The organism is Rhizobium sp. CBN3 (assembly GCF_030518245.1).
Classification (GTDB): Bacteria; Pseudomonadota; Alphaproteobacteria; order Rhizobiales; family Rhizobiaceae; genus Rhizobium; species Rhizobium aethiopicum_A.
Genome location: NZ_JAULSE010000011.1, coordinates 178,931 through 203,537 on the forward strand (window position 1 = coordinate 178,931; position 24,607 = coordinate 203,537).

The window sequence follows — 24,607 nt, forward strand, 5'->3', positions numbered from 1 at the left end:
GCTACTGTGATTGCGTCCTGACAGCTTTCGCCACTCATCATCGATCGCTGACCGCCGCCCGCGGGTTGACCCAGGGCTCCTGGTTCGAGCGCGCCAGCGGCTGCTTGCCGAGGATATGGTCGGCCGCCTTCTCACCGGTCATGATCGACGGGCCGTTCAGGTTGCCGTAGGTGACATGCGGAAAGATCGAGCTGTCGGCGACACGTAAGCCGTCGACGCCGATCACCCGCGTCTGCGGATCGACCACCGCCATCGGATCGTCCTTGGATCCCATCTTGCAGGTGCCGCAGGGGTGATAGGCGCTTTCCAGATGTTCGCGCAGGAAGGCGTCGATCTCATTGTCGCTCTGCACCCCTTCGCCCGGCTGGATCTCCGGGCCGCGATAGGCGTCGAAGGCCTTCTGCCCGAAGAGCTCGCGGGTCAGCCGCACGCAGTGGCGGAACTTCTCCCAGTCTTCCGGATGGCTCATATAGTTGAAGCGGAGCACCGGATCGGCCTTCGGGTCGGGCGAGCGCAGCGTCACGCTGCCGCGCGATTTCGACAGATTGTAGCCGACATGCACCTGGAATCCGTGGCTCTTGGCCGCCGCCTTGCCGTCGTAGCTGATCGCAACGGGGAGGAAATGATACTGGATATCGGGCTGCTTCAGCCCGGGTGCCGAGCGCAGGAAGGCGCAGGCTTCGAACTGGTTTGAGGCACCGAGCCCGCCCTTGGACAAGAGCCATTGCGCGCCTGCCACCCCCTGCCAGAACCAGGGCAGCCAGGAATAGAGCGACACCGGCTTGGTGCTGACCTGCTGGAAGTAAAACTCCATATGGTCCTGCAGATTGGCGCCGACACCAGGACGGTCGGCCTTCACCTCGATGCCCATTTCCTTCAGATGCTCGGCCGGACCGATGCCCGACAGCATCAGAAGCTTCGGCGAGTTGAAGGAGGAGGCCGCGACGATCACCTCGCGGTTCGTCTTCACCACCTCTGTCCTACCGCCGCGTTCGATCTCGACGCCGGTCGCCCGGCCGTTCTCGATGACGATCCGGCGCGCCAGGCCGTAGATGATGCCGACATTTGCCCGCTTCAGCGCCGGTTTCAGATAGGCGTTGGCGGCAGACCAGCGGCGGCCGGCAAAGATGGTCTGTTCCATCAGGCCGAAGCCTTCCTGCTTGCTGCCGTTATAATCCTCCGTCGTCTCGAAGCCCGCCTGCTTGCCGGCCTCGACGAAGGCCCGGAAGAGCGGATTGGTGAAGCCGCCGCGCTGCACGTGCAGCGGCCCGTCCGTTCCGCGCCAACCCTCCTCACCGCCATGCGAATGTTCCATCCGCTTGAAATAGGGGAGAACGTCGGCATAGGCCCAGCCGCTGGCGCCGAGCTCTTCCCAGCGGTTGAAGTCCTCGGCATGGCCACGCACATAGACCATGCCGTTGATCGAGGACGAGCCGCCGATCACCTTGCCGCGCGGCGCGGTGATGCGCCGGTTGTTGAGGTTCGGCTCCGGCTCGGAGAGATAGCCCCAATTGTAGCGCTTCATGCTCATCGGCCAGGCAAGCGCTGCCGGCATCTGGATGAACGGCCCGAAATCGCTGCCGCCCGCCTCGATGACGAGAACGCTGTTCTTACCGTCTTCGGAGAGGCGGTAGGCGAGGGCGGAGCCGGCCGAGCCGGAGCCGATGATGACGAAATCTGCTTGTTGCATGACGTTCCCTTAGATTTCTTTTGCAACGTGGGCATTAAAACCCCGTCCCAAACCCCTCCCCACAAGGGGGAGGGGCTTAATCTGCCGCTCCGCCTCACTCCGCCATCAACGTAGCGACGGGTGCGGTCGAAGTGCGACGGTGCGGCACGCTAAGCCCCTCCCCCTTGTGGGGAGGGGTTGGGGAGGGGTCTTCAGTCTCCTCAATAAGGCGCCGCCACCGGCCCCATGCCCACATAAACCGTCTTCAGCTCGGAATAATGCTCCAGCGCCGCCAGCGAATTCTCCCGGCCGAAGCCCGATTGTTTCGAACCGCCGAAGGGGATTTCCACCGGGCAGAGATTATAGGTGTTGATCCACAGCGTGCCCGCCTCCAGCCGGTCGACGACGCGGTGGGCGCGGGTGAGGTCGGCGGTGAAGACGCCGCCGGAGAGGCCGAATTCGCTGGCATTGGCGCGCGCGATCACCTCGTCCTCATCGTCGAAATCGAGCACCGACATCACGGGCCCGAAGATCTCCTCGCGGGCGATGGTCATGTCGTCGGTGACATCGGCAAAGACGGTCGGCTGCACGTAATAGCCTTCACCCGAAACATTGTTCGGAATGCCGCCGCCGGCAAGGAGCGTTGCGCCCTCGGCCTTGCCCTTCTCGATATAGGCAATCACCTTCTCGCGCTGCGCCCAGGACGCCATTGGGCCGATCTGCGTCGCCTCATCAAGCGGATCGCCGATCAGCATCGCCTCGGTGCGCGCCTTCAGCCGCTTGAGGAATTCCGCCTTAACAGTCTTCTGCACGAAGACGCGCGTGCCGTTCGAGCAGACCTGGCCCGTGGAATAGAAGTTGCCGAGCATCGCCCCGCCGACCGCAGAATCGAGATCGGCGTCGTCGAAGACGATCAAAGGCGACTTGCCGCCGAGCTCCATCGTCACATGCTTGAGGTTGCCGGCGGCGGCGGCCGCTACCCTGCGGCCGGTCGGTACGGAGCCAGTCAGCGACACCTTGGCGATATCGGGATGGTTGACGAGCAGCGGCCCGGTGTCGCGGTCACCCTGGATGACGTTGAAGAGCCCCTTCGGCAGCCCCGCCTCATGCAGGATTTCGGCGATCTTCAGGGCGCCGAGCGGCGTGTTCTCGGAGGGCTTGAACACCATGGCATTACCGCAGACAAGCGCCGGGGCAGCTTTCCAGCAGGCGATCTGCTGCGGATAATTCCATGCGCCGATGCCGACGCAGACTCCGAGCGGCACGCGCTTGGTATAGGCAAAATCCTGCCCGAGGGGGATATGGGCGCCGTTGAGGCCGGCGGGTGCGACGCCGCCGAAAAATTCGAAGGCATCCGCACCCGAGGTCGGGTCGGCGACGATCGTTTCCTGGATCGGCTTGCCGGTATCGAGCGTCTCCAGTTCGGAAAGCTCGCGGTTGCGTTGGCGCATGATCTCGGCGGCGCGCTTGAGGATGCGGCCGCGCGCCATCGGGCTCATCGCCGCCCATTCCGGCTGGGCGCGTTTGGCCGCGGCAATCGCCTTTTCGACGATTGCGGGCGTTGCCGCATGCAGCCGGGCGATCACTTCGCCGGTTGCGGGATAGAGGCTCTCGATGACGGTGCCGTCGGTATCCTCGACATATTCGCCGTCGATGAAGTGCGAGGCTTTCGGCTGGGCTTTCATGTCATTTGTCCTTGGGGGAGGTGGTGGATAGAAGCGCGTTCAGATAATCCTCCGTCAGCGCGATCGAGGCTTCGATGCCGATCGGCGCCGATTTCAGACTCTGCCTGATATAGAGCCCGTCGATCATCGCCGCAGCGCCCTCGGCGATGCGTTCTGCGGCGTCGGCCGGCAGCAGCGCCTTGAGGTCGGCAAGCAGGTTCGAACGCAGCCGGCTGGCATAGATCACCAGAAAGCGCCGCGTCTCCTCGGAACGCTGCGCTTCGGCATAAAAGGCAAGCCAGGCGGCAATCGTCTCCGGTGCGAACTGGTCGGCGTTGAAGCTGACGCGGATCACCGCCGAAAGCCGCTCGCGCGGCGTCCTGGCGGCTTTCAGCGCCGCCACCGCATCCTGGCGCAACTGTCTCAGCAGCGAGCGGATCGTCTCGATCAGCAATTGCTCCTTGCTGCCGAAGTAATGATGGGCGAGGGCAGGCGACACGCCGGCCTGGCGGGCGATGTCGGACATGGTAACGGCAAGCGAGCCGTGATCGCCGATCACCCGCAGCGCCGCATCGACAAGCGCCTTGCGGCGGACCGGCTCCATTCCGACTTTTGGCAACACCGCCACTCCCTGAAACGCAGCCATCTTATTTTTGATTGACTGATCAATCAATAAAAATCTTTCTCGGTCTCGCGCACGGTCACATCTTTCCCCGGGTCATCGCTGCAACATATTCCAAGCTATGGGGAGGTGCGTTTATGGCGGATATCTTCGACGAAACGCCGACATCGCAACTGCAGTCGAAATGGATCTGGTTCGTCGGCCTCGGCGTGCTGCTCTTGGGCTGCGGTCTGATCGCGCTCGGCAACCTGATGCTCGCCACTGTCGTCTCGGTCTATTACGTCGGCATGCTCATGCTGTTCGGCGGCGTGACCTATCTCGTCCATGCCTTTCAGGTGCGTGGCTGGGATCATGTGCTCTTCTGGACGCTGAGCGGCCTGCTCTATGTGTTTGCCGGCATCGCAGCCTTCGTCAATCCGATCCTGACATCGGCGGCGCTGACGCTGTTTCTGTCGCTCGCCCTCGTGATCGCCGGCGTCTTCCGCACCTGGGTCGGAAGGCGCATGAAGCCAGCCAAAGGCTGGGTCTGGATCGTCGCAAGCGGCGTCATCACCGCGCTTGCCGGTTTCGTCATCGCGCTCGGCTGGCCGGTCAACAGCCTCTGGGTCCTCGGCCTCTTCCTGGCCGTCGATCTCATTGTTCAGGGCTGGACGATGATCGCCTTCGGCCTCGGCATCCGCAGCTGAAGCGGTGGAAGGCCGTTTCTTTTTTGACAAGGACATGACGGGGGATTAGACTTTAGGGATTAGGGCCAATCCGGGTTATGCGGATGGTTTCCATGCGAATGCACCACAGCACCGGCGCAATCGCCGAGATGCCGAAAATGGTCATGCGTCCCCCAAAGGCAGGGTACTGCCGGAAGAAAAAAAGGGAGGAAGTTCATGCCGATGGTCACCGTTTCCCTCTCTCCGCAACAGGCAGCGGGCATCCGTGCCGCCGTCGACACGGGTGGTTACGCCTCGAGCAGTGAGGTCGTCCGCGAGGCGCTTCGTCTCTGGGATACCGCCCGCAAGCTCGCCGACATCAAGGCCGACCTGCTCGACGACGAGAGCGTCGCCTCCGGCGGCAGATGTGTCGCCGATATGTTCGCCGATCACGAGGCGCAGCGCCGTCGCTCCGCCTGAACAAGCGCCTGATTGCATTGGTGAATTCGAATAAACGCGGAACGTGTTGCGGGATTCGCGTCTTTCACAAAACTTTCATATTGGCGAAAGGGTTCGTTGATCCTTCTGCGGCTAGTTCTTGAGCAAGAAGAACAAGTCGCAGTGGAGATCGGCCCACCATGAAGACTGCAATATCCTTGGCTGCCGCCGTCGAGCCCGGCGTGCTCCGCCGTTATGCCAGCGATCAGATCGTAACCCTTGCCAAGCTCGTGGTCGAGAACGCCTTCCAGCCGATCGTCGAAGCCGGCACCGGTACGGTGTTCGGTTACGAGTCCCTGATGCGCGGTCAGGAACGCATCGGCTACGACACGCCGGCCGACATTCTCGACGAGGCGCACCGGACCGGCCAGCTGCTGCAGCTCGAACAGATGGTCGCCAGCCGCGCGCTCGCCAAGTTCGCGACGCTGTCGAATTTCTCCACCGCGACGCTGTTCCTCAATCTCGATGTCCGGCTGATCCCCGATGGCGAGCGCCTGGTCGAGAGCCTGCTTCAACATTTGCGGACAGCCAATATTCCGCCGTCGTCCATCTGTTTCGAATTCTCCGAGCGCTTCGACAATACCAGCGTGCCGGAGTTCGCCGCTCTGGTTTCAACGTTGCGGCGGGCCGGCTTCAAGCTGGCGATCGACGACTTCGGCGTCGGTCACGGCGAGATGAAGCTGCTCTGCGATCATGCCGTGGACTATCTGAAGATCGACCGCCATTTCGTCGCCGAGATCGACCGCAGCCCGCGCAAGCGCCATCTGTTGAAGAGCATCGTCAATATCGCCCATGTGCTGGGCACGCGCGTCATCGCCGAAGGCATCGAGACCGAGGCGGAATTCATCGCCTGCCGCGAATATGGCGTTGATCTCGTCCAGGGCTGGTTCATTTCCCGCCCGACGACGCATATATCCGAGCTCGCCCCGTCCTTTCCGCATCTGCAGGAGCTCGGCAAGAGCAAGCGCGGCAGCCAGTCGCTGGACGAGATCCTCATCCGCAAGCAGATCGAGCTGCTGCCGACGGTTTACGAGAATGACAGCATCGACAGCGTCTTCGAACTTTTCCGCCGTAATCCGCGCCAGGCCTTTTTTCCTGTCCTCAACGCCAACAACGAGCCGCGCGGCATCATCCACGAGCAGCATCTCAAAGAGTATATTTATCAGCCCTTTGGCCGTGACCTCCTGAAGAACAAGATGTACGAGCGCTCCATTTCGCATTTCGTCGAGATGGCGCCGATCGTCGGCCTCGACAGCGATGCCGAACAGCTGATGGCGATCTTCGCCAATATGGAGGGCAGCAACTGCCTGATCCTGACCGACAATATGCGTTATGCCGGCGTCGTCTCCGCCGCTTCCCTGATCAAGGTCATCAACGAGAAACAGCTGAAGACCGCCCAGGACCAGAACCCTCTGACCGGCCTGCCGGGCAATCGCGCCATCCGGGACTTCATGCGCCAGTCCGGCCGCGACGGCGATGAGGTCCGCCATTTCTGCTATTGCGATTTCGACAATTTCAAGCCGTTCAACGATGCCTACGGCTTCCATCTCGGCGACCATGCGATCTCGCTCTTCGCCGCGCTGATGCGCCGCTATTTTTTCGCCGAGCGCCATTTCCTCGGCCATGTCGGCGGCGATGATTTCTTCATCGGCGTCGTCGGCTGGACGAAGGAGGAGCTGACCGAGATCCTCGACCGGCTGATCAGCGATTTCCACGACGACGTGCTCGATCTTTATTCCGACGAGCACCGCGCCGCCGGCCGCATCCTCGGCCACGACCGCACCGGCGCCGAGGCCCTGTTCCCGCTGATGCGCTGCTCGATCGGCGTTCTCGAACTGCCGGAAGGCCTCGTCATCGACGATATCAACCGCGTCAGCGCCGAAATCGCCGTCATCAAGTCGGCCGCCAAGGAGAGCGAGGAGGGCCTCGCCTTCCATTTCCTGGGCGAGGCGAATTGACGCCCTTGCCGCTTCCAGCCTTCCCAAGCCGGCCAGGCTGATCTATTCCGAACCTTCTGGATCAGGAGGGTCGCGCCATGTCATTGCCTGAGGAAATGCGTTTCGTCGATCTCAAGTCCTTCGGCGGGCCTGATGTGATGGTGATCGGCAAGCGTCCGCTGCCGGTGGCCGGCGAAGGCGAGGTCCTCGTGCGCGTGGAGGCGATCGGCGTCAACCGCCCCGACATTGCCCAGCGCCAGGGCAGCTATCCCCCGCCCAAGGATGCGAGCCCGATCCTCGGGCTGGAACTCTCGGGTGAAATCGTCGGCATCGGGCCCAGCGTCAGCGGCTATGCCGTCGGCGACAAGGTCTGTGGCCTCGCCAATGGCGGCGCCTATGCCGAATATTGCCTCCTGCCATCAGGTCAGATCCTGCCTTTTCCGAAGGGATACGATGCTGTGAAAGCCGCGGCGCTTCCGGAGACCTTCTTCACCGTCTGGGCCAATCTCTTCCAGATGGCCGGGCTGACCGAAGGCGAGAGCGTGCTGATCCATGGCGGCACGAGCGGTATCGGCACCACCGCCATCCAGCTCGCCCGCGCCTTCGGCGCCGAGGTCTATGCCACGGCCGGTTCGAAGGAAAAATGCGAGGCCTGCGAAAAGCTCGGCGCCAAACGAGGGATCAACTACAGGAGCGAGGACTTCGCCGCGGTGATCAAGGCCGAGACCGGCCAAGGCGTCGACATCATCCTCGACATGATCGGTGCCGCCTATTTCGAGCGCAACATCGCCTCGCTCGCCAAGGACGGCTGCCTGTCGATCATCGCCTTCCTCGGCGGGGCCGTCGCCGAAAAGGTCAATCTCTCGCCGATCATGGTCAAGCGCCTGACGGTCACCGGCTCCACCATGCGCCCGCGCACGGCCGAGGAGAAACGTGCCATCCGCGACGACCTGCTCTCCGAGGTCTGGCCGTTGCTGGAGGCCGGCACCGTCGCCCCCGTGATCCACAAGGTCTTCGCCTTCGAGGATGTCGTCGAGGCGCATCGGCTGCTGGAAGAGGGCAGCCATGTCGGCAAGGTCATGCTCACCGTTTGAGGTCAGCTTCGGACCAGCATTCATGGGCAAGGTGAAATTGATCCTGGCTGTCTGTGAGTCTCCGGGTCGTTGAACAGTCGTCTGATCGAAACCCGGCCCCGAAACTGCGCATCCTGATGTGGCATTGCTTGCGCGTTGTAAGGTCCTACGAGGAATACAATGGCTCTATTCCACGCCTGCCCCATCTGCCGCAGCAGAATTCCGCATTTCGTACCGCTTCCGCGCTACTACATCGACAAGGCCGTCGAACATGGCTTTCCCTATCGCATCGATGAATTCGAGACGATCAACCATCAGGCCTATAGCTGCCCCAATTGTCATTCGACCGATCGCGACAGGCTCTACGCTTTGTTCCTGACGCCGGTATTCCAGCGTCTTGACCAGGCAAAGGCCGTTCGCTTCCTCGACATTGCGCCGGGCCGGGCCTTGAGCTTCTGGCTCAAGAGCCACCCACACGTCTTCTACCGCAGCTGCGACATGCATATGCCGGAGGCAGACGACAAGGCTGATATCCATAACCTGCCCTATGCCGATGAGAGCTTCGACTTCGTGCTTTGCTCTCATGTGCTCGAACATGTCGACGATCCGGTGCGTGCCACCGCAGAAATCCGGCGTGTTCTCAAGCAGGACAGCGTCGCTATCCTGATGGCGCCGATCTGCCTGTCGATCGAAGACACCTATGAAAATCCCGAGGTGACGACGCCGGAAGGCCGCTGGGCGCATTTCGGCCAGGACGACCATGTGCGCATCTTCTCAAGGTCCGGCTTCATCGACGTGATCCGGCGCGCCGGTTTGGCGGTCCAGCAGGTTCCGGTCACCGACTTCCTGACGGCCGAGGTCTGCGATACCTATGGCATCGGCCGCGGCTCCGTCCTCTATCTCGGCGTGAAGCAGGAGGTCGTCCAGCAGGAGCCGGAACCGGAGCGCAACGTCGCCTGAGAACACGGAAATCATTCAGTCGTGAAAAGGCGCCCCGAAACCGAGGCGCCTTTTTAATTTCACCTGTCTCTCAGGGTTATCGTCAGTCCCCGGCCAACCGAATTCTGATCCTGCTCAAGACCGACGGCCCGCAGCTTGGCTCGGCGATTGGCGATGCGCTTGGCATTTCCGGCGAGGCCGCCCGCCAGCAGCTGGCGAAGATGGCGGAGGAAGGGCTGGTGGAGCCGGTCACCGTCGCCGCTGCCGGCAGGGGCAGGCCGCGTCAGCTCTGGCACCTGACGGCGTCCGGCAATCGCCGCTTCCCCGACGGCCATGCCGAACTGACGGCCGCTCTCCTCGGCACCCTCGTCGACCAGCTTGGGACGGGAGCGCTCGACACCGTCATCTCCGCCCGCGAGGCCGAGACGCTGAAGCGCTATCGCCACGAGCTCGAACACGCCGGCGACCTTGCCGCGCGCGTTGAGGGTCTGGCCGCGATCCGCACCCGCGAGGGTTATATGGCCGACAGTTGGCAGGAGGCGGACGGCTCGTTCATGCTGGTTGAAAATCACTGTCCGATCTGCGCGGCGGCCACCGCCTGCGCCGGCTTCTGCCGCTCCGAACTCGAAACCTTCCGCGCCGCCCTCGGCGCAGACGTCGAGCGCAGCGAACACATCGTGACCGGCGCCCGCCGTTGCGCCTACCGCATCACGGCGCGTTAGGCGTGGCGGTTGGGGCGGCCATGTGCCCCTGCGCCGCCTGCGATCAGGCCGGCTGCCGCGCCTGCCGCCTGCTGCTTTCCAGATGGAGCAACGCCCCAATCGCCGCCAGACCCGCGCCGGCCCCGACGAAGGCGGTGCCGGAATAATCGGTCAGCGATGTGCCGAAGGCGAAGAGCCCGGCGGCGATGCCGGTGCCGATGAAGGTGTTGAGCGAGATGAGCGAGGTTCCGAGCCCCGGCCGGTCGGCGATCAGGTCCTGCAGATAGGTAATCGGCACGCTGAGGATTGCCGCCGCGCCGCAGGCATTGACGAGCAGCAGCGCATAGATGTGCCATGGCGCGGAAGCAAATCCGAGCAGCAGCAGATAGGCGCAATAGAACAGCGCGCCGAAGGCGAGCACATGCGCGGTGCGGAAGCGGCGCTGCGCCATGCCCCACATCATCATGAACGGCATCTCGAGAAGCGCCGTCAGCCCTGCGATGAAACCGACATCGGCGACGTTTCCATCGGCCGCACGGGTGATGATCAGCGGCAGAAGCATGCCGTTCAGCCGCTGCAGTGCGAACAGCAGCGACATGATGACGACGCGGATCAGCACGTTCGGCGTGAAGATCCGTTTCAGCGATGCGAAGAAGCCGACCGGGTTCGGGGCAGGGCCGGCGCTGCCGTTGCCGGGGGCGAAGAAGAAATACAGGCAAAAGCAGGTGCAGCTGGCAAGGGCCGCGATGCCATAGGCCGGCGTCATCGATGGCGAGTTGACGAGATAAAGCCCGATCAGCCCCGGCGCTAGCGCCCAGGAGCCGGAAAACAGCGCCCGCACCGTTGCCGTCACCGCAGCGCCCTCGCCACGCTCCATCTGGTTGGTCCTGGCGCGCAGGCTGGCGAAGAGCAGCGAATAGGTGGAACCGCTCATCGGCACCAGCAGCAGGGTCGAAAAGATGAAGATTGCCGGGCTGTGAATGATCGCGATCGACCCGAAGCCGAGCATGCCGGCGACCGAAAGCATCAGCACCAGCGGCCGGCGCTCCTTCAGCCTGTCCGACCAGATGCCGAGCGTCAGACTCGTCGTAAAGTTGACAATCGCCGAGAAGAACACCAGCGCCGAATAGGCGCCATTGCTTAAGTCCAGTTCGTTGATCCCGATGATCGACTGGTAAGGCACGGTCGAGGCGTAGGTAAAGGCAAGCGCGACGAGCGTCACGGCGGGAATGCGGATCCCGTTGTCGCGCAGGATGAGGGAGAAACTGGATGACATGGGGGGGTCCTGACGCACCACTCTTAGCCGGATCGCACACACCAGAGAAACGATAGTTTTCGATCGCATGCGTCAATTTCTGTGACGGGTATTGGGATGAGGTGGTGGCCGTACGACGGAACTACCCGGTCGAGCCCGGCTGGATTCCAGGCTCAAGGCCTGGAATGACGGAGGAGGCGCCTAACTCGCGGTCGTCGCCCCGCTTCTGGCGCCCACCTAAACCCGTTGGCTTTCGCCGCGTGACGCGTTATGCCTGCCGCATCCCGTCAGCATCCGGATGAGAGCCCATGAACAATCCTGTCACCGTTGAAGTCACCCGTGGCCTGCTTGTGGAAAGCCGTCATCGCGGCGCGGTGGTGGTCGTTGATGGCGACGGCAGGCTTGTCTTTTCACTCGGCGACATCGACGCCGCCGTCTTCCCGCGCTCGGCCTGCAAGGCGATGCAGGCACTGCCGCTGGTGGAAAGCGGTGCGGCCGATGCCTATGGCTTCGGCGACAAGGAGCTGGCGCTCGCCTGTGCCTCGCATAATGGTGAGGACGAACACGTGGCGCTTGCAGCCTCGATGCTCGGGCGCGCCGGACGGGATGGCGGAGCGCTGGAATGCGGCGCCCACTGGTCGACGAACCAAAAGGTGCTGATCCATCAGGCCCGCACGCTCGACGCACCGACGGCGCTGCACAACAATTGCTCGGGAAAACATGCCGGCTTCGTCTGCGCCTGCTGCCACCGCGATATCGATCCGAAGGGCTACGTCGACTACGAGCACCCGCTGCAGATCGAGATCCGAGCAGTGATGGAAAGCTTGACCGGCGCCGTGCTCGGCGCCGAGAGCTGCGGCACCGACGGCTGCTCCATCCCGACCTACGCCGTGCCGCTGCGCAGTCTGGCCCACGGCTTTGCCAAGATGGCGACCGGCACCGGTCTGGAGCCCCTGCGCGCCAAAGCATCCCGTCGCCTGATAGAAGCCTGCATGGCCGAGCCCTTCTATGTCGCCGGCTCCGGCCGCGCCTGCACGAAACTGATGCAGATCGCTCCCGGCCGCATCTTCGTCAAGACAGGCGCCGAGGGTGTCTTCTGCGCCGCGATCCCGGAAAAGGGCATCGCCATCGCGCTCAAATGTGAGGATGGTGCCACCCGCGCCGCCGAAGCCATGGTGGCGGCGACGCTCGCCCGCTTCTTCGAGACGGAAGAAACCCTGCATGCCGCCCTGATGGCCTTTGCCGCAATGCCGATGCGCAACTGGAACGGCATCCATGTCGGCGATATCAGCGCGACCTCCGTCTTCTCGGCCTGATGCAGAAACCTGCGCACGGTTTTCGTACGCCATCGAGCCCCGACTTTTCAGCGCAGGATTACGCTGCAGTGATTGTACCGTTGAGATCGCGATAAGGCTTCAGCCGCTCGGCCGTCATCTCCGTCGGTACGATCAGTCCTGCCACCTCGGCAATGCCGAGCACCGGGCAGGGCGAGACGAGGTCGAACTTCTCCTCCGTCAGCAGCACATGCGTTTCGGCCGAGCAGCGGGCGATGTGCCGCTTGATCGCCGCTTCCTCGAAATCGCCGGTGGAAAGCCCGTGCACGGGGTGGGCGGCGGTGACGCCGAGGAAGAAGAGATCGGGGCGCAGCTGGGAAATCGCCGCCATCGCCGCAGCGCCGGTCGCCACCATTGAATGTTTGTAGAGCCGTCCGCCCGCCAGGATCACCTCGGCCGTCGGATGGTGCTCGAACTCGGCGGCGATCGTCGGACTGTGGGTCGCGACCGTCAGCGCCATGTCGCGCGGCAAATGCCGGGCGATTTCGGCGGTCGTCGTGCCGCCGTCGAGGAAGATCATCTGCCCCGGCCTGACCATCGCCGCCGCCGCGGCTCCGAGCCGCGCCTTGATTTCGGACGAGACGCTGCGTCGCGCGGTAAAGTCGGGCAGATCGGGAGCAATCGGCATCGCCCCGCCATGCACCCGTTTCAGGAGCCCCTCGGCCGCCATTTCCCTGAGGTCGCGTCGGATCGTGTCTTCCGAGAGCGAAAAATCCTCGGCGACGCGTTTGGCAATCACCTGGCCATCGCGGCGCAGAATGTCGAGGATCAGGGTCTTGCGCTGCGTCGTCAGCATTGTCTCTCCGCACGAAAATGAACGAGGTTGCACGATCTTGCACGAAATGACTCGACATTCAAGAAATATCGTGCATTTTCAAGAAATCCCGTGCATCAGGCCGGGAGAGTGATGGAGTGGATCATGTTGATATTGATTGCCGGGCCTTATCGGTCCGGGACGGGCGACGACCCGGAAAAAATGGCCGCCAACCTGAAGCGGCTGGAAGAACCCTCTCACGCCTTGTTCAAGGCCGGCCATGTGCCGATGATCGGCGAATGGGTGGCGCTGCCGATCTGGCACGCCGCCGGCGGCAGATCGGTCGGCGACGCGCTCTACGAGGAGATCTTCCATCCGGTCGCCGGCCGGCTGCTGCAGCTCTGCGAGGGCGTGTTACGCTTGCCCGGCGAGTCCAAGGGCGCCGACAATGACGTGCGCATCGCGAGAGAACGCGGCATCCCGGTCTGGCACCGGCTGGAGGATGTGCCGGGTTGCGGGTGAGTCAGGGTGTCCCGTGGGGTTGCCCCTCCCTAGCCTCTTCCCGTTCTGACGGGGAGAAGGGACGTGCCAAACGCAACCTTGAGATAGAGGAAGCGGGTGCGGCATACCCCTTCTCCCCGTCAGAACGGGGAGAAGGTGGCGGCAGCCGGATGAGGGGCAGCCTCCCGGCACGCCGATCATAGTCTGGCTGCCGAACGCCTAAGCAAACCACCATCTCCCCGGTTCCGGCGCACCAATCCCCGCGCTATAAGACGTGCCGAACGGGAGTCGACAACCATGCTGACACTATATTACGCGTCCGGAACCTGCGCGCTCGCAAGCCTTATTGCCCTCGAAGAATCCGGCCTTGCCTTCGAAACAAGGAAGCTCAGCTTCCGCGATGGCGAGCAGCGTTCGCCGGACTATCTGAAGATCAATCCGAAGGGCCGGGTGCCGGCGCTCGTCACGGATCGCGGCGTGCTGACGGAAACGCCGGCGATCCTCGGCTTCATCGCTGAAAGCGCCCCGGCCGCGAAGCTCGCGCCGCTCGGCGATGCCTTCGAAATGGCGCGGCTGCAATCCTTCAACAGCTATCTCTGCTCGACCGTGCATGTGAACCATGCCCACCGCCCGCGCGGCTCGCGCTGGGCCGACGAGCCGGCGGCACTCGAGGCGATGAAGGCCAAGGTGCCGCAGAACATGGCCGATTGCTTCACGCTGATCGAAGAGACGATGTTCGAAGGGCCGTGGGTGATGGGCGAGACCTATTCGCTCGCCGATCCCTATCTCTTCGTCATGACCGACTGGCTGCCATCCGACGGCGTCGATCCCGCCCGTTTCGCAAAGGTCAGCGACCACCACGCCCGCATGCTGCAACGGCCCGCCGTTCAGCGGGCGCTGGTCTTCGACCGGGGCTGAGGCGGGGGCAGTGCCATCAGCCGCCGGCACCCTGGTATTTGCGGGTGGCGTAGCGCCAGTGGGCCATGGCGAGCAATACCCAGACGGGGCCTGCGGCGAGCGTCACCGGCCCGGCCCAGTCGCCGAGGATCGGGATGGGTTTGCCGAGCAGCGCGCCGACCGGGACCGAGCTGGTCAGCGCCAGGGGGACGGCGGTGATCAGAGTCAGCTGGATGCTGCCGGGAAAGATGTTGAGCGGGTAGCGCGTCAGCTCCCAGAAGCCGAAGAAGATCGAGAACAGGTGGTTCGACCGCACCCACATCAGCGCCGTCGCGCCGATCATGGTGATCATCGCGCCGGTGAGCAGCGTCGCGCTGACGATCGCGGCCAGCAGGAACGCCACGGATGAGGCAGACCAGGCGCAGTCGACCGACAGGACCGCCCATCCCAGCAGCGGCACCGCCAGGATGATATGGCCGGCATAGCCGATATTGGGGCCGGAAAAGACGAGATAGGCCCAGGGGCTGAATGGCTTGATCAAGAGCGTGTCATAGGTGCCGAGCCGCACCAGCTCCTCGAGGTCGCGCAATTGCACGAAGCTCATCGCTGCCCCCAGCGAATAGGCGAGCAGCTGGAAACTGAAGAGCAGCGCCAGCTCCGGCCAGATCCAGCCGCCGAGCGTCTGGAAGCGGGCAAGCAGAATGCCGATGGTGGCAAAGACGCTGCCATAGGAGAGGATCTGCGCAAGCCGGTCGAGCCAGAAGGCGCCGCGATATTCCATTTGCGAGCGCACATGCATGCGCACCAGCAGCGGAATGACGCGGAGGTGATGAAGGAGCACGATCAGCCTCCCTGCACGGTGATGCGGCGCGACGCCAGGCGCCACAGCCAGAGCACGCCCAAAAGGAACAACCCGGCCCAGCCGAAGCCGAGGCCGAGATGCAACCAGGTGTCGGCCACCGAAAGCCTGCCGAGATAGACCGCATTGGGATAATAGACGACCCAGGCGAAGGGCAGGTGACGGGCGATCGTCGCTAAGGGCTCGGGGAAGAACCAGAAGGGCACCAGCAGGCCGGAGAAGAGATGCAATAGGGCGCCGAGGATCCAGTCCAGCGAGAAGCTCGTCATCAGCCAGAAGGCGATCAGCCCGAACAGCGCCGACATCAGGAAGATCAGCACGAAGGACAGCGACCAGAAGACGGCAAACATCAGGCCGTGAAACAGGCTTGCCGGCGCCAGCATGCCGTAGATCAAGGCGGTGAAGACAACGGTCGGGATCACCTGCGTCGCCAGACGATAGGAAAAGCTGCCGCATTCATTGGCGAAGAGATAGAGCGGATAGGAAAGCGGCTTCAGCAGCCAGACAGCGATATCGCCTGTTTTGAGCGAGCGGCCGATCTCGCCGATGACCCTTTCCGGGCGGCTGGCGCCCATCACAGCGCCGCCGAGCAGGGCGTAGGTCACCATCTGCTGCAGCGAGACGCCGTCGACCACGGTCGCGCCGGCGCCGGCATAGACGGCGAGCCAGATGGCGACACGGGCGACGACCTGCACCATCTTGCCGAAAATATTGGCCCAGACCTCGTTGCGATAGGCGAGCTGCGCGTGGAAGGCGCTGCGTGTGAAGGCCAGATAAGCGCTCATGGTGTGGGCGCCTGGGCGTTGTGCGTGAAGGCAAGATACGCATTCATGGTGTCGGCGCCCGGGCGTTGCGCGTGAAAGCGAGGTAAGCGCTCATGAGGCCCGGGCCCTGGCGTTGCGACCCTGGTAGAAGGTGCGGATGACCTCTTCGATGTCGGGCTCGTGCAGCGCCACGTCCTTGAGATCGCGGTCGCTGCCGACCTCCGAAAGGATTTTGACCAGCGACACATCCTCGCGCTCGATCAGATATTCCTTGCGCAGGCCCTCGTCGTTGACGAGCGACGCGGTGCTGAGCCGCAAAGGGCCGGGGTCGCTGGCAAATTCCAGCGTCAGTCGCCGGGCTGAACCGAGGGCGGCGCGCAGGCTGCGCAATTCGCCGTCGAAGATCAGCCTGGAGTGATCGACCATGATCAGCCGCGGGCAGATCGTCTCGATGTCCTGCAGGTCATGGGTGGTGAGGATGATGGTGACGCCGCGTTCGCGGTTGATCTCGGCGAGGAAGCGCCGCACCGCATCCTTGGCGACCACGTCGAGCCCGATCGTCGGTTCGTCGAGAAAGAGGATCTTCGGATCGTGCAGCAGCGACATCACGATCTCGGCGCGCATGCGCTGGCCGAGGCTGAGCTGGCGCACCGCCCGGTCGAGGAAGGGCGAGAGGTCGAGCAGCTCGCTGAACTGGCGCAGATTGTCGGCATAACGGGGAGCCGGGATATCATAGATGCGCTGGTGCAGCGTGAAACTGTCGATCAGCGGCAGGTCCCACCACAGCTGGCTGCGCTGGCCGAAGACGACGCCGATCTCGCGCGCATTGTCCATGCGGGAGAGATGCGGCGTGCGGCCGAGCACCGAAAGCGTGCCTGAACTCGGCACCAGAATGCCGGTCATCATCTTGATCATCGTCGATTTGCCGGCGCCGTTCGGGCCAAGATAGCCGACGGCCTCGCCGGCCGTAATATCGAAGCCGATATCGGAAACGGCCTGAACCTCGGTATATTCGCTCGTCACCAGCGTCTTGAAGGCGCCGAGCAGACCCGGAAATCTCTTGTGCTGCCGGAAGCGCTTGCTGACGCCCCGTGCTTCGATCAAAGCCGGCATGTCTATTCCCTCGGATGTGAAGCGAGCCGACTCGGGCGGCGATGGGGCTTGCGAACGCAGGCTAGCGCGAAGTGGGATTCGTGCAAGGGCAAGTTGCGTTTCGATCGATCACTTCGTCCTATGTCGCCACGACCTTTGACCGATCTTCGCCTGCGCTACATTCAACGCATGGACAAAATCTATGCCTTGCTTATCGTCGCCGCGGCCATCGCGATCATCGTTCTTGCCGGCCGATGGAACACCTCGGATGCCGATCACTATATGGGCTTCGGCAATCTCCGTTCGCGCCGCAAGCGGCAGCCCGGCGACGATGATACGAAAGAGGAATGAGGCGCCGTTTCGAAGGCCGTCTTCGATCGGACGCCTCCGCAACGGCGGTCAGTGTGCTTGGCGCTGGGAATGTTGACGCAGGATCGTCGCCGCATTGATCGGCATCGATCGTTCGACGCGCCGGTAGACGCTGCCGTCGCGCGTCCGGCGCATGAGGCCGAGGTCGCAAAGTTCCCGACGCAGCAAAGCGTGATCTCCAAACAGGTGCCTGTCGCGAAGAAGGGCATTGACTTCTTTTTCGGACATCTCCCTCGCTGAAGGAATATACGACCAGAGAATCCAAAGCGCCGTGATCTGATCCATGCGCCGCGAGGGCCAGCGTATCAAGCGAAGCTTTTGGTCGAACCTGCGTTGAACACGGGCGATATGCTTTCGGTCGACCGCGGGGTCGGCGACAGGCGCCGCTGTCGGGGGGAGGGCCTCGCTGTCAACGAGATCAGTTTGCGCCCGCAGGCTCTGGAAATTGCCGTAACCGGCAGCCCGTGCCAGCATGTTCAAGAACTGCAGGTGAGAGGGAAGCCCCTCATGGGCGGAGAGCTGCAGGCGCAGCGACTTGGCAAATGCGGAGGCATTGCTCACCTGGAGCGGGATGAGTTTTCTGGACATGACCTATCCTTTGGTCGTGCCGTTCCGGATGGAGTATCGGTGATCGCCCTTCCGACATGGCACGGGATCGGTGTCCATATCTCGGTCATTGTCAGGTTTAGCGTGTTCCGGAGAACGGCGATGCCTGGGTGAACTGCAGACCCGACGCAGCAATTATCACCGCGCGCTCGATATTTCAACGGTCTTCACGCTCGGTGGCTCCGGCCGGGCGATCGCCTTTTGCGGGGGGGGCGGGCCGTTGACCGCACGGGGTCAAGCACGCAGGCCTCTTCTCCACAGCTATGGGTTTCAGCTTGTCGGTCATGACGGGAACAAAGCAGGCGGTCTGGATGTTTGACGCATACTCTGTGGCATCTGACGAGTTGTGCGCCATGGCCAAATTTGCTCGGGGAGATCACGTCACCTGGAATTCGGAGGCTGGGCAAGTCTCCGGCCGCATCATCGCGATCCACACCCGGGATTTCGATTACAAGGGCCATCGGCACCGGGCGACGGAGGCATCGCCCCAGTACGAGATCAAGAGCGACAAGAGCGATCATATCGCTGCCCACAGGCAAGACGCATTGAAAAAGGTCGGAGGACAATAGGATGAACCCGAAAAGCACCTTGAGCATTGCCGGTCATCCGATCCACCCGATGTTGATCCCGTTCCCCATCGCCGCCTTCGTCGGCACGCTTGTCGTCGACATCGTCTACGCCAGATCGGGCGATCCGGCCTGGGCAGTTGCGACAAACTGGATGCTCGGTGCCGGCCTTGTCATGGCGGCGCTGGCGGCAGTTGCCGGATTGACCGACTTTCTCTGCGACAGCCACATTCGCGATCTGCGCGACGCCTGGTTCCATATGATCGGCAATGTCGTCCTCGTCCTGATCGAGGCCGTCAACCTCTGGCGCCGATTGGCCGAAGGTGGCGACTTCATCGTGCCGACCGGATTGGTGCTGTCGTTGATCGCCACCGCCCTTCTTCTGTTCAACGGCTGGAAAGGCTGGGAAATGGTCTATCGCCACCGCGTCGGCGTCAGCGAGGATCCGGCCAATCCGACGAGATAATCGACGGCATCTTCAACGGCAGCATGCCCGCCTCGTCCTTCGACCTGCGGGGCACCTCAAGATGAGGCTCTCGGGACGCTCCGGTTCGGAACCACCAACGCCTCCATTGGCTGCGGCCCCCTCCAGCGCTCCTCATCCTGATGAGGCGCGTAGCCCAAAGGGCGAAGCCTCGAAGGACGCGCTCCGGCGCTGCTTCTTGCGAAGCCTGGACAAAGAACCCGATGAACTTCAATATCAAGCCGCATCAGCTCATTCCGGGATCATGCCCCAACAGGAGAATGCCTTTGTTTGCCGTCGCAAAATATTCAGAACGCACCGGCCGAGGCGAACGGCGAGACATAGCTCGAAATTGATCGAGGGCTAATCTCGTTCCATCGCTCGGCTTGACGCGCCAAAACCGGCGCATGCTCAATGTCGAGAAGAATATGATCATCGAATTGACGGCCCATGATTTCAACGCGTTGCTGAACGGTTTCGCGCCTGTAAACACGCGCCTGGTTTCCGATAGCGCCATCGCGCCTCCTGAGGTTCTGGAGATGCTGGCCAGGATTGCAGCCGAGATCGGCGCCGAATTTATCCCATCGGTCTGGATGATTGTGGAGGAGACCGAAATCGTCGGGCTGTGCTCCATCATTCGCGCACCTCAGAACGGCGAAATCCACATCGGCTATGGGATCGCGCCCAGCCGCCAAGGACGTGGATCCGTCACACGCGCCATAGGAGAATTGCTGGAATGGGCGCGGCAGGACCCGCGCGTAACTCTCGTTTCAGCCGATACAGCCGTGGAAAACATCCCTTCGCAGCGTGTCCTCGAACGCAACGGCTTTATCCGCGCCGGCGAGCGCATCGATCCCGACGACGGTCCGGTGATTTGCTGGCAGGCGTCTGCCGTTTAGCATAACGCGAATCAGCAAAGCGCGGGAGCGGTGCTCACGCGCATTTCGCCAGCTGCGACCTGGCCTCGGCATGAAAACCGGTCTCCGCTCCCAGCGGCAGATCAGCGATTTCGCGCAGCGACATGCGCTGGACCTCGGGATGCCGCAGCGGGTCATCCTTCCAGGCCGGGTCGATCTGCGTCCGCGCGGCAGACATCAAGAAAAACTTCAGCCACGACATGGCAAGCCTCGCATTCTCCAGCGGCGCGGAAAGGTGACCAACCGGCGGCTGGTGCCGAACAAGCTCTCCCGCTCATCGTGCCATCGCCGGTCGAGCGGGATCCTGTATGCTCGCAATGTCTGCCTGCGCCCGTGCTTTTTCAATTGAGATTACCGCGGCGACATTATAGAAAAACTATATGAAGAACCTGAATAGCGTCCATCTCAACGGCCTCAGGGCGCTGGAGGTCGTCGGTCGTCTCGGCTCCCTGCAGGCGGCCGCCGACGAGCTCGGCGTCTCGGTCGGCGCCGTCAGCCAGCAGGTGATCAAGGCCGAAGCCCAACTCGGCCAGGTGATCTTCGAGCGCACCGCCCGGGGCATGATTGCCACCGAAGCCGGCCGGCCGGTGCTCGCAGCGCTCGACGAGGGCTTTGCCCGTCTTTCTGCGGCAGTCTCGATCGCAAGCCGCAAGGACGATACGATCCTGACCATCTCGGTTGCGCCGGTTTTCGCCGCCCGCTGGCTCGTCTGCCGGCTCGATCGCTTCGCCGAGCGTTACCCCGACATCAAGCTGCGGCTTGATGCAACGACCAACCTCGTCAATCCCGCGCTCGGCGACGTCGATATCGGCATCCGCGTCGGGGCCGGCAGATGGCCCGATGTGAAGGCCGAGCTGCTGCTGGAGCAGGAGGTCTTTCCCGTTTGTTCGCCCGAGATGGCGGCGAACCTGAAACAGCCTGCCGATATCCTCGCTTTGCCGGCCATCATCGATGGCCCGGCCATGTTCAGCTGGGAAGTCTGGATGCGCGAGGCCGGATTGTCGGGCGCGACGCTTGCGACGCGCCACGTCTTCAACGACGCCTCGCTGTGCCTCGATGCGGCGATCGCCGGCCAGGGCGTCATGCTCGCCTGGCAGACGCTTGCCGCCTTTGCGCTGGCCGAAGGCCGGCTGGCGGCGCCGTTCGGCATTCGCGCGAAGACCGGCTTCGGCCATTATTTCGTGACGGCCGAAGGCATGCGCGAGCCGAAGAAGGTCAAGGATTTCAAGGCCTGGATCCGCGAGGAAATGGCCGGCACGCTGGCGCTTTTCCGGTAGCGCTAAACCTCGATCGGTTCCTTGCTGCGGGCCGCCTGCATCGCCTTGTAAGCCGGGCGGGACTGGCAGCGTTCGATCCAGGCCTTGACGTTCGGATGCGCGTCGAAAAGATCCGTCTCGCTCTGGGCATAACGCAGCACCTCGGCGATATTGAGATCGGCGACGGTGAAGCGGTCGCCGACGATCCACTGCCGGCCGGCAAGGTGACCTTCGAGCGCCGCAAATGGCCGGCGCAGCCCGTAGCAGGCGGCGGCGATCGTCTGCTTGCCGTCGTCGCTGTTCTCAAGCCCGTTATCATAGGTGAGCACGATCCGCACCGAATGCGGCTCGACCTGCGAGGCCGCCCAGATCGTCCACATCGTCAGCAATCCGTCTTCCTCGACGGTTTTGCCGGAAAGCGGCCCGCCATGCTTGCGGGCGAGATAGAGATTGATCGCCAGCGACTCGTGCATGACGAGGTCGCCGTCGCGAATGCTGGGGATCTGCGCCATCGGGTTGAGGGCGGTGAAATCGGGCGAATGCGTGTTGAGCGGCGCCTCCTCGGCGAGCGGGTCGGCAAGCCGCCTGGCCTGCAGCACGGGCACGGAGCGGAATTCGAGCCCGAGTTCCTCCGCCATCCAGTAGACGCGTGAGGCGCGCGATCGATAGACCCCATAGATTGTCAGCATGACGATATCCCCTCGCTGTGTCGCAGAAACCGTAAACGCCGGATCACCCTCGGAAAAGTCCTCGCCGCTGATGGGACGATGAAAGCTTTTGATGCGGGGGATCGAGCACAATTGGGAACAATGAGAGAGCCGGTGGGTTGGACCCTGGGATTGGCGTCGTCGAGACGCCGAAAAGCGATGAGCCGCGTGCGCAGCGCAGGCCAGGCAAAGGAGGAACTCATGACAGGCAAGAAGACGCATGAACAACAGCTTCGTGTCATCGAGAAACGCGAGAAAACCGCAAATGCCGGCAAGGATTTCGACGCCAGGGCAGATCTGCAACGCAATGCGCAGGCGAAGGAAGCCTATCGCAAAGGCAATGATCTGAAGGCCGACCCGGATACCCGCAATGACGACCGGGCCATGATGCGCGGCCGCAATCAGGAGAGCGAGCATAAAAAGGGAAGCGGTCGTCCCTGACGATGAAGGAGCCCTGAACATCAAGGAGCCCCCGATCAGAAAGGAGCCCCCTTAGAAGGAGAACGTCGTGACTTTGACATTGATCAGCAAGGCTTTTGCCCAGGATCAGCCGATCCCGAAGAAATATGCGCGCGCCGGCGAGAATCTCTTTCCGCCGCTTACCTGGAGCGGCGCGCCCGAGGAGACCAGGAGCTTTGCTCTGATGGTTGAGGATCCGGATGCTCCGCATGGCACGTTCCGCCATTGCGGCATTGCCAATATCCCAGCGCAGTGGTGCGCACTTGCCGAAAGCGTCGATACGGCGCCGGAGCAGGCGCCGCGCTTCTACAAGAACGATTTCGGCAACGCCCGTTACGATGGCCCGCAGCCGCCGGCCGGCGATCGCCCGCATCACTACATCTTCCGCCTCGCGGCCCTCGACGTGCCGAAGCTTTCTACGCCGGATGCCGCCGGTATCAGCGCGATGTGGGCGGAGGCAAAGAAACACGCATTGGCGGAAGCGACCGTCACCGGCACCTACCAGACGCACTGAGCAAAGGCGGAGCCGCGTGTCATGATACGCGGTTTCGCTCGACGGTCAGCTGCGCATAAGGCGCGCGGCCGCCCGCCATTTCGGCGGAGACTTGTCTGTCCCACTCAAAGCCAAGCACCGCCCCTTGGCTAACCTCCTGGAAGATGTTGTCGGTGATGACGGCCGTGCCTGCCCCCTCGGCGACCGAGACCGCGCATCCTACAGGCGCCTTGCGCACCACATTGCCGCTGACGACGACATTTCTGAGATAAGGCCCCCATCCGATCTGCAAGCCCCAGCGCGGCGCGCCCTCGATCACATTGCCGGACACCAGCGTATCGGCTTCCGCCGCAATGCCGATGCCGAAGCCGACCTCGTGGGTGTAGGGGCCTTTCAGCGTCAGGTTGCGCACGACATTGCCGGTGACGCTCGCGAGCCGCCCGCCCTCGTCGAAATTGGCGATCGAGATGCCGTTCGCCGCCCCGTCGATCATATTGGCGGAGACGACCGCCCCTTCGAAGGCGAATTCGACGTAGATCGCCGTCTCGCCGGAGCGCCGGCACTGGTTGCTGCTGATCTGGATGTTCGAGGCCGAATTGGCGCGGATGGCGGTAAAGGCGCAGTCGGAAATCTGGTTGTTCACCACCATCACCCCGTCGGCGCGAAAGACGTTGATGCCGTTGCCGTTCTGACCGGTGCCGCCGTCATTGGCGCGGATGTTGAAGATCCGGTTGCCGGAAACGACCGTGCCGTCCTCCGCCTTCTTCCAGCGATGCACGAGAATGCCGCCATTGCCGCAATCCGAGACCGTATTTGCAACGATCGAAAGATTGGCGGAATCGACCGCGTAGAGCCCGGATTGGGCGGCGCCCGAAATGCGGCTGCGTTCGATCCGCCCGCCGCAGCGCTCCAGCTGCAGGCCGTGCTTGCGGCTGCCGCCGATCTCGCAATTGTCGATCAGCACCTCGTCGACGCCGGTAAATTGCAGAAGCCCGCCGGCATAATCGCCGAGCCAGCGGTTGCCGCCGTCGATGACGAGATTGGAAAGCTCGATGCGCCTGATGTTTTCGGCCGCAAACAGATGGCCGTCCCCGGTATAGACGATCCGCGAGGCGCCGGGCACGCCTGATATGCGGGTATTGTCGGGCAGGGTGAGGTTGGAGATCTTATAGGTGCCGGGCGGCAGGAAGACCGGCACGTTCTCGGCCGCCGCCTGCTTTATCATCTGCTCCAGGTTGCGGGTCTTACGGTCCCCACTTTCGGGAACGGCGCGATATTCCACCGCGTCGATCGCACCGCGCAGATCCGGCTGGCTGGCAGCCGTCAGCGGCGAGGCAAGCGCCCGCGACGTCCCGCCCGCAAGTGCGGAGGCGGCGAGAAAGAGCAGCATATCGCGGCGAAAGGGCATTCCGGGCTCTCCTGTCATGACGCGCCCGTAGCAGAAAACGTGCCAGCCCGCCTGTCTTCTTTTGGCACAGGCCCTTCACCTCAATCCGAAATTCTTGCTGCGACAGGGGGCCGATGGCAGGATCTCGCCGCTTATATTGGTGCGTTGTTCACCCTTTCAT

27 protein-coding genes and 1 pseudogene are annotated in these 24,607 nt (G+C 63.0%); 16 read left to right on the plus strand and 12 right to left on the minus strand.

Translation table 11 applies throughout. The features are described from left to right. Positions 1-37: 37 nt before the first annotated feature. The 3 genes from betA to betI all read right to left on the minus strand — a co-directional run bounded on the left by betA (position 38) and on the right by betI (position 3,952). Positions 38-1,690, minus strand: coding sequence for a choline dehydrogenase (betA, locus tag QWJ46_RS18400; RefSeq protein ID WP_302752647.1), 1,653 nt, complete (start codon positions 1,688-1,690; stop codon positions 38-40). Positions 1,691-1,890: 200 nt separating this feature from the next. Continuing rightward, positions 1,891-3,354, minus strand: coding sequence for a betaine-aldehyde dehydrogenase (gene betB, locus QWJ46_RS18405; RefSeq protein ID WP_302752649.1), 1,464 nt, complete (start codon positions 3,352-3,354; stop codon positions 1,891-1,893). 1 nt (position 3,355) lies between these two features. Next, positions 3,356-3,952, minus strand: coding sequence for a transcriptional regulator BetI (gene betI, locus QWJ46_RS18410; RefSeq protein WP_184459479.1), 597 nt, complete (start codon positions 3,950-3,952; stop codon positions 3,356-3,358). 140 nt (positions 3,953-4,092) lie between these two features. Between betI and QWJ46_RS18415 the strand changes: the two genes are divergently transcribed. The 6 genes and pseudogenes from QWJ46_RS18415 (at position 4,093) to QWJ46_RS18440 (ending at position 9,768) form a co-directional block, all read left to right on the plus strand. Further along, positions 4,093-4,641 (plus strand): HdeD family acid-resistance protein, encoded by a 549-nt coding sequence (locus QWJ46_RS18415; protein WP_302752650.1) that lies wholly within the window; start codon positions 4,093-4,095, stop codon positions 4,639-4,641. Positions 4,642-4,836: 195 nt separating this feature from the next. Beyond that, positions 4,837-5,079, plus strand: coding sequence for a type II toxin-antitoxin system ParD family antitoxin (locus tag QWJ46_RS18420; protein ID WP_302752652.1), 243 nt, complete (start codon positions 4,837-4,839; stop codon positions 5,077-5,079). Between the two features lie 118 nt (positions 5,080-5,197). Next, positions 5,198-7,055 (plus strand): annotated as a pseudogene (locus QWJ46_RS18425) (GGDEF domain-containing protein). Positions 7,056-7,132: 77 nt separating this feature from the next. Next, the gene (locus QWJ46_RS18430; protein ID WP_302752656.1) at positions 7,133-8,128 is read left to right on the plus strand and encodes an NAD(P)H-quinone oxidoreductase; all 996 of its coding nucleotides are present in this window, start codon (positions 7,133-7,135) and stop codon (positions 8,126-8,128) included. Positions 8,129-8,287: 159 nt separating this feature from the next. After that, entirely contained in the window at positions 8,288-9,067 is a 780-nt protein-coding gene (locus QWJ46_RS18435) for a class I SAM-dependent methyltransferase (RefSeq protein ID WP_302752657.1), read from the plus strand. A 56-nt stretch (positions 9,068-9,123) separates the two neighbouring features. Beyond that, on the plus strand, positions 9,124-9,768 hold the full coding sequence (locus QWJ46_RS18440) for a metalloregulator ArsR/SmtB family transcription factor (RefSeq protein WP_302752736.1): 645 nt from the start codon (positions 9,124-9,126) through the stop codon (positions 9,766-9,768). A 43-nt stretch (positions 9,769-9,811) separates the two neighbouring features. On the opposite strand, the gene QWJ46_RS18445 is transcribed toward QWJ46_RS18440, so the two are convergent. Continuing rightward, positions 9,812-11,023 (minus strand): MFS transporter, encoded by a 1,212-nt coding sequence (locus QWJ46_RS18445; RefSeq protein ID WP_302752659.1) that lies wholly within the window; start codon positions 11,021-11,023, stop codon positions 9,812-9,814. A 287-nt stretch (positions 11,024-11,310) separates the two neighbouring features. On the opposite strand from QWJ46_RS18445, the gene QWJ46_RS18450 reads away from it, so the two are divergent. Then, complete coding sequence (locus QWJ46_RS18450) at positions 11,311-12,318, plus strand: asparaginase (protein WP_302752661.1); 1,008 nt, start codon at positions 11,311-11,313, stop codon at positions 12,316-12,318. Positions 12,319-12,376: 58 nt separating this feature from the next. Here QWJ46_RS18450 and QWJ46_RS18455 read toward each other — a convergent pair whose 3' ends face one another. Continuing rightward, positions 12,377-13,132 carry a DeoR/GlpR family DNA-binding transcription regulator gene (locus QWJ46_RS18455; RefSeq protein WP_302752663.1) on the minus strand — a complete coding sequence of 252 codons (756 nt, stop codon included), beginning with the start codon at positions 13,130-13,132 and terminating at the stop codon, positions 12,377-12,379. 123 nt (positions 13,133-13,255) lie between these two features. Between QWJ46_RS18455 and QWJ46_RS18460 the strand changes: the two genes are divergently transcribed. Beyond that, a complete protein-coding gene (locus tag QWJ46_RS18460; RefSeq protein WP_184459486.1) occupies positions 13,256-13,612 on the plus strand; it encodes a DUF4406 domain-containing protein in 357 nt (118 codons plus the stop codon). A gap of 276 nt (positions 13,613-13,888) precedes the next feature. Further along, positions 13,889-14,509 (plus strand): glutathione S-transferase family protein, encoded by a 621-nt coding sequence (locus QWJ46_RS18465; protein WP_302752666.1) that lies wholly within the window; start codon positions 13,889-13,891, stop codon positions 14,507-14,509. A 16-nt stretch (positions 14,510-14,525) separates the two neighbouring features. Here QWJ46_RS18465 and QWJ46_RS18470 read toward each other — a convergent pair whose 3' ends face one another. The 3 genes from QWJ46_RS18470 to QWJ46_RS18480 form a co-directional block, all read right to left on the minus strand. Continuing rightward, a complete protein-coding gene (locus tag QWJ46_RS18470) occupies positions 14,526-15,329 on the minus strand; it encodes an ABC transporter permease (protein ID WP_302752668.1) in 804 nt (267 codons plus the stop codon). A 2-nt stretch (positions 15,330-15,331) separates the two neighbouring features. Beyond that, on the minus strand, positions 15,332-16,132 hold the full coding sequence (locus QWJ46_RS18475) for an ABC-2 family transporter protein (protein ID WP_302752670.1): 801 nt from the start codon (positions 16,130-16,132) through the stop codon (positions 15,332-15,334). 90 nt (positions 16,133-16,222) lie between these two features. After that, positions 16,223-17,224, minus strand: coding sequence for an ATP-binding cassette domain-containing protein (locus QWJ46_RS18480; RefSeq protein ID WP_302752672.1), 1,002 nt, complete (start codon positions 17,222-17,224; stop codon positions 16,223-16,225). Positions 17,225-17,392: 168 nt separating this feature from the next. Here QWJ46_RS18480 and QWJ46_RS18485 point away from each other — a divergent pair, with 168 nt between their 5' ends. Next, positions 17,393-17,554, plus strand: coding sequence for a hypothetical protein (locus tag QWJ46_RS18485; RefSeq protein ID WP_184459491.1), 162 nt, complete (start codon positions 17,393-17,395; stop codon positions 17,552-17,554). Between the two features lie 48 nt (positions 17,555-17,602). Here QWJ46_RS18485 and QWJ46_RS18490 read toward each other — a convergent pair whose 3' ends face one another. Then, positions 17,603-18,160, minus strand: coding sequence for a DUF2087 domain-containing protein (locus QWJ46_RS18490; RefSeq protein ID WP_302752674.1), 558 nt, complete (start codon positions 18,158-18,160; stop codon positions 17,603-17,605). Between the two features lie 371 nt (positions 18,161-18,531). On the opposite strand from QWJ46_RS18490, the gene QWJ46_RS18495 reads away from it, so the two are divergent. From QWJ46_RS18495 to QWJ46_RS18505, 3 genes are all read left to right on the plus strand, one after another. Next, positions 18,532-18,747: a DUF2945 domain-containing protein gene (locus tag QWJ46_RS18495; protein WP_302752675.1), complete on the plus strand. Its 216-nt coding sequence runs from the start codon at positions 18,532-18,534 to the stop codon at positions 18,745-18,747. Between the two features lies 1 nt (position 18,748). Further along, positions 18,749-19,210, plus strand: coding sequence for a DUF2231 domain-containing protein (locus QWJ46_RS18500; RefSeq protein WP_302752677.1), 462 nt, complete (start codon positions 18,749-18,751; stop codon positions 19,208-19,210). 404 nt (positions 19,211-19,614) lie between these two features. Then, complete coding sequence (locus tag QWJ46_RS18505; protein WP_302752679.1) at positions 19,615-20,106, plus strand: GNAT family N-acetyltransferase; 492 nt, start codon at positions 19,615-19,617, stop codon at positions 20,104-20,106. A 34-nt stretch (positions 20,107-20,140) separates the two neighbouring features. Here QWJ46_RS18505 and QWJ46_RS18510 read toward each other — a convergent pair whose 3' ends face one another. Next, on the minus strand, positions 20,141-20,326 hold the full coding sequence (locus QWJ46_RS18510) for a hypothetical protein (protein WP_302752681.1): 186 nt from the start codon (positions 20,324-20,326) through the stop codon (positions 20,141-20,143). 178 nt (positions 20,327-20,504) lie between these two features. Between QWJ46_RS18510 and QWJ46_RS18515 the strand changes: the two genes are divergently transcribed. Continuing rightward, on the plus strand, positions 20,505-21,401 hold the full coding sequence (locus QWJ46_RS18515; RefSeq protein ID WP_302752682.1) for a LysR substrate-binding domain-containing protein: 897 nt from the start codon (positions 20,505-20,507) through the stop codon (positions 21,399-21,401). A 2-nt stretch (positions 21,402-21,403) separates the two neighbouring features. On the opposite strand, the gene QWJ46_RS18520 is transcribed toward QWJ46_RS18515, so the two are convergent. Beyond that, positions 21,404-22,069, minus strand: coding sequence for a glutathione S-transferase family protein (locus QWJ46_RS18520; RefSeq protein WP_302752683.1), 666 nt, complete (start codon positions 22,067-22,069; stop codon positions 21,404-21,406). A gap of 219 nt (positions 22,070-22,288) precedes the next feature. Here QWJ46_RS18520 and QWJ46_RS18525 point away from each other — a divergent pair, with 219 nt between their 5' ends. Both QWJ46_RS18525 and QWJ46_RS18530 read left to right on the plus strand, forming a co-directional pair. Continuing rightward, positions 22,289-22,528, plus strand: a complete 240-nt coding sequence (locus QWJ46_RS18525; RefSeq protein ID WP_302752738.1) for a hypothetical protein — start codon at positions 22,289-22,291, stop codon at positions 22,526-22,528. Between the two features lie 67 nt (positions 22,529-22,595). Then, positions 22,596-23,060 (plus strand): YbhB/YbcL family Raf kinase inhibitor-like protein, encoded by a 465-nt coding sequence (locus QWJ46_RS18530; protein WP_184460514.1) that lies wholly within the window; start codon positions 22,596-22,598, stop codon positions 23,058-23,060. 19 nt (positions 23,061-23,079) lie between these two features. On the opposite strand, the gene QWJ46_RS18535 is transcribed toward QWJ46_RS18530, so the two are convergent. Next, on the minus strand, positions 23,080-24,447 hold the full coding sequence (locus QWJ46_RS18535; RefSeq protein ID WP_302752685.1) for a TIGR03808 family TAT-translocated repetitive protein: 1,368 nt from the start codon (positions 24,445-24,447) through the stop codon (positions 23,080-23,082). Between the last annotated feature and the right edge of the window lie 160 nt (positions 24,448-24,607).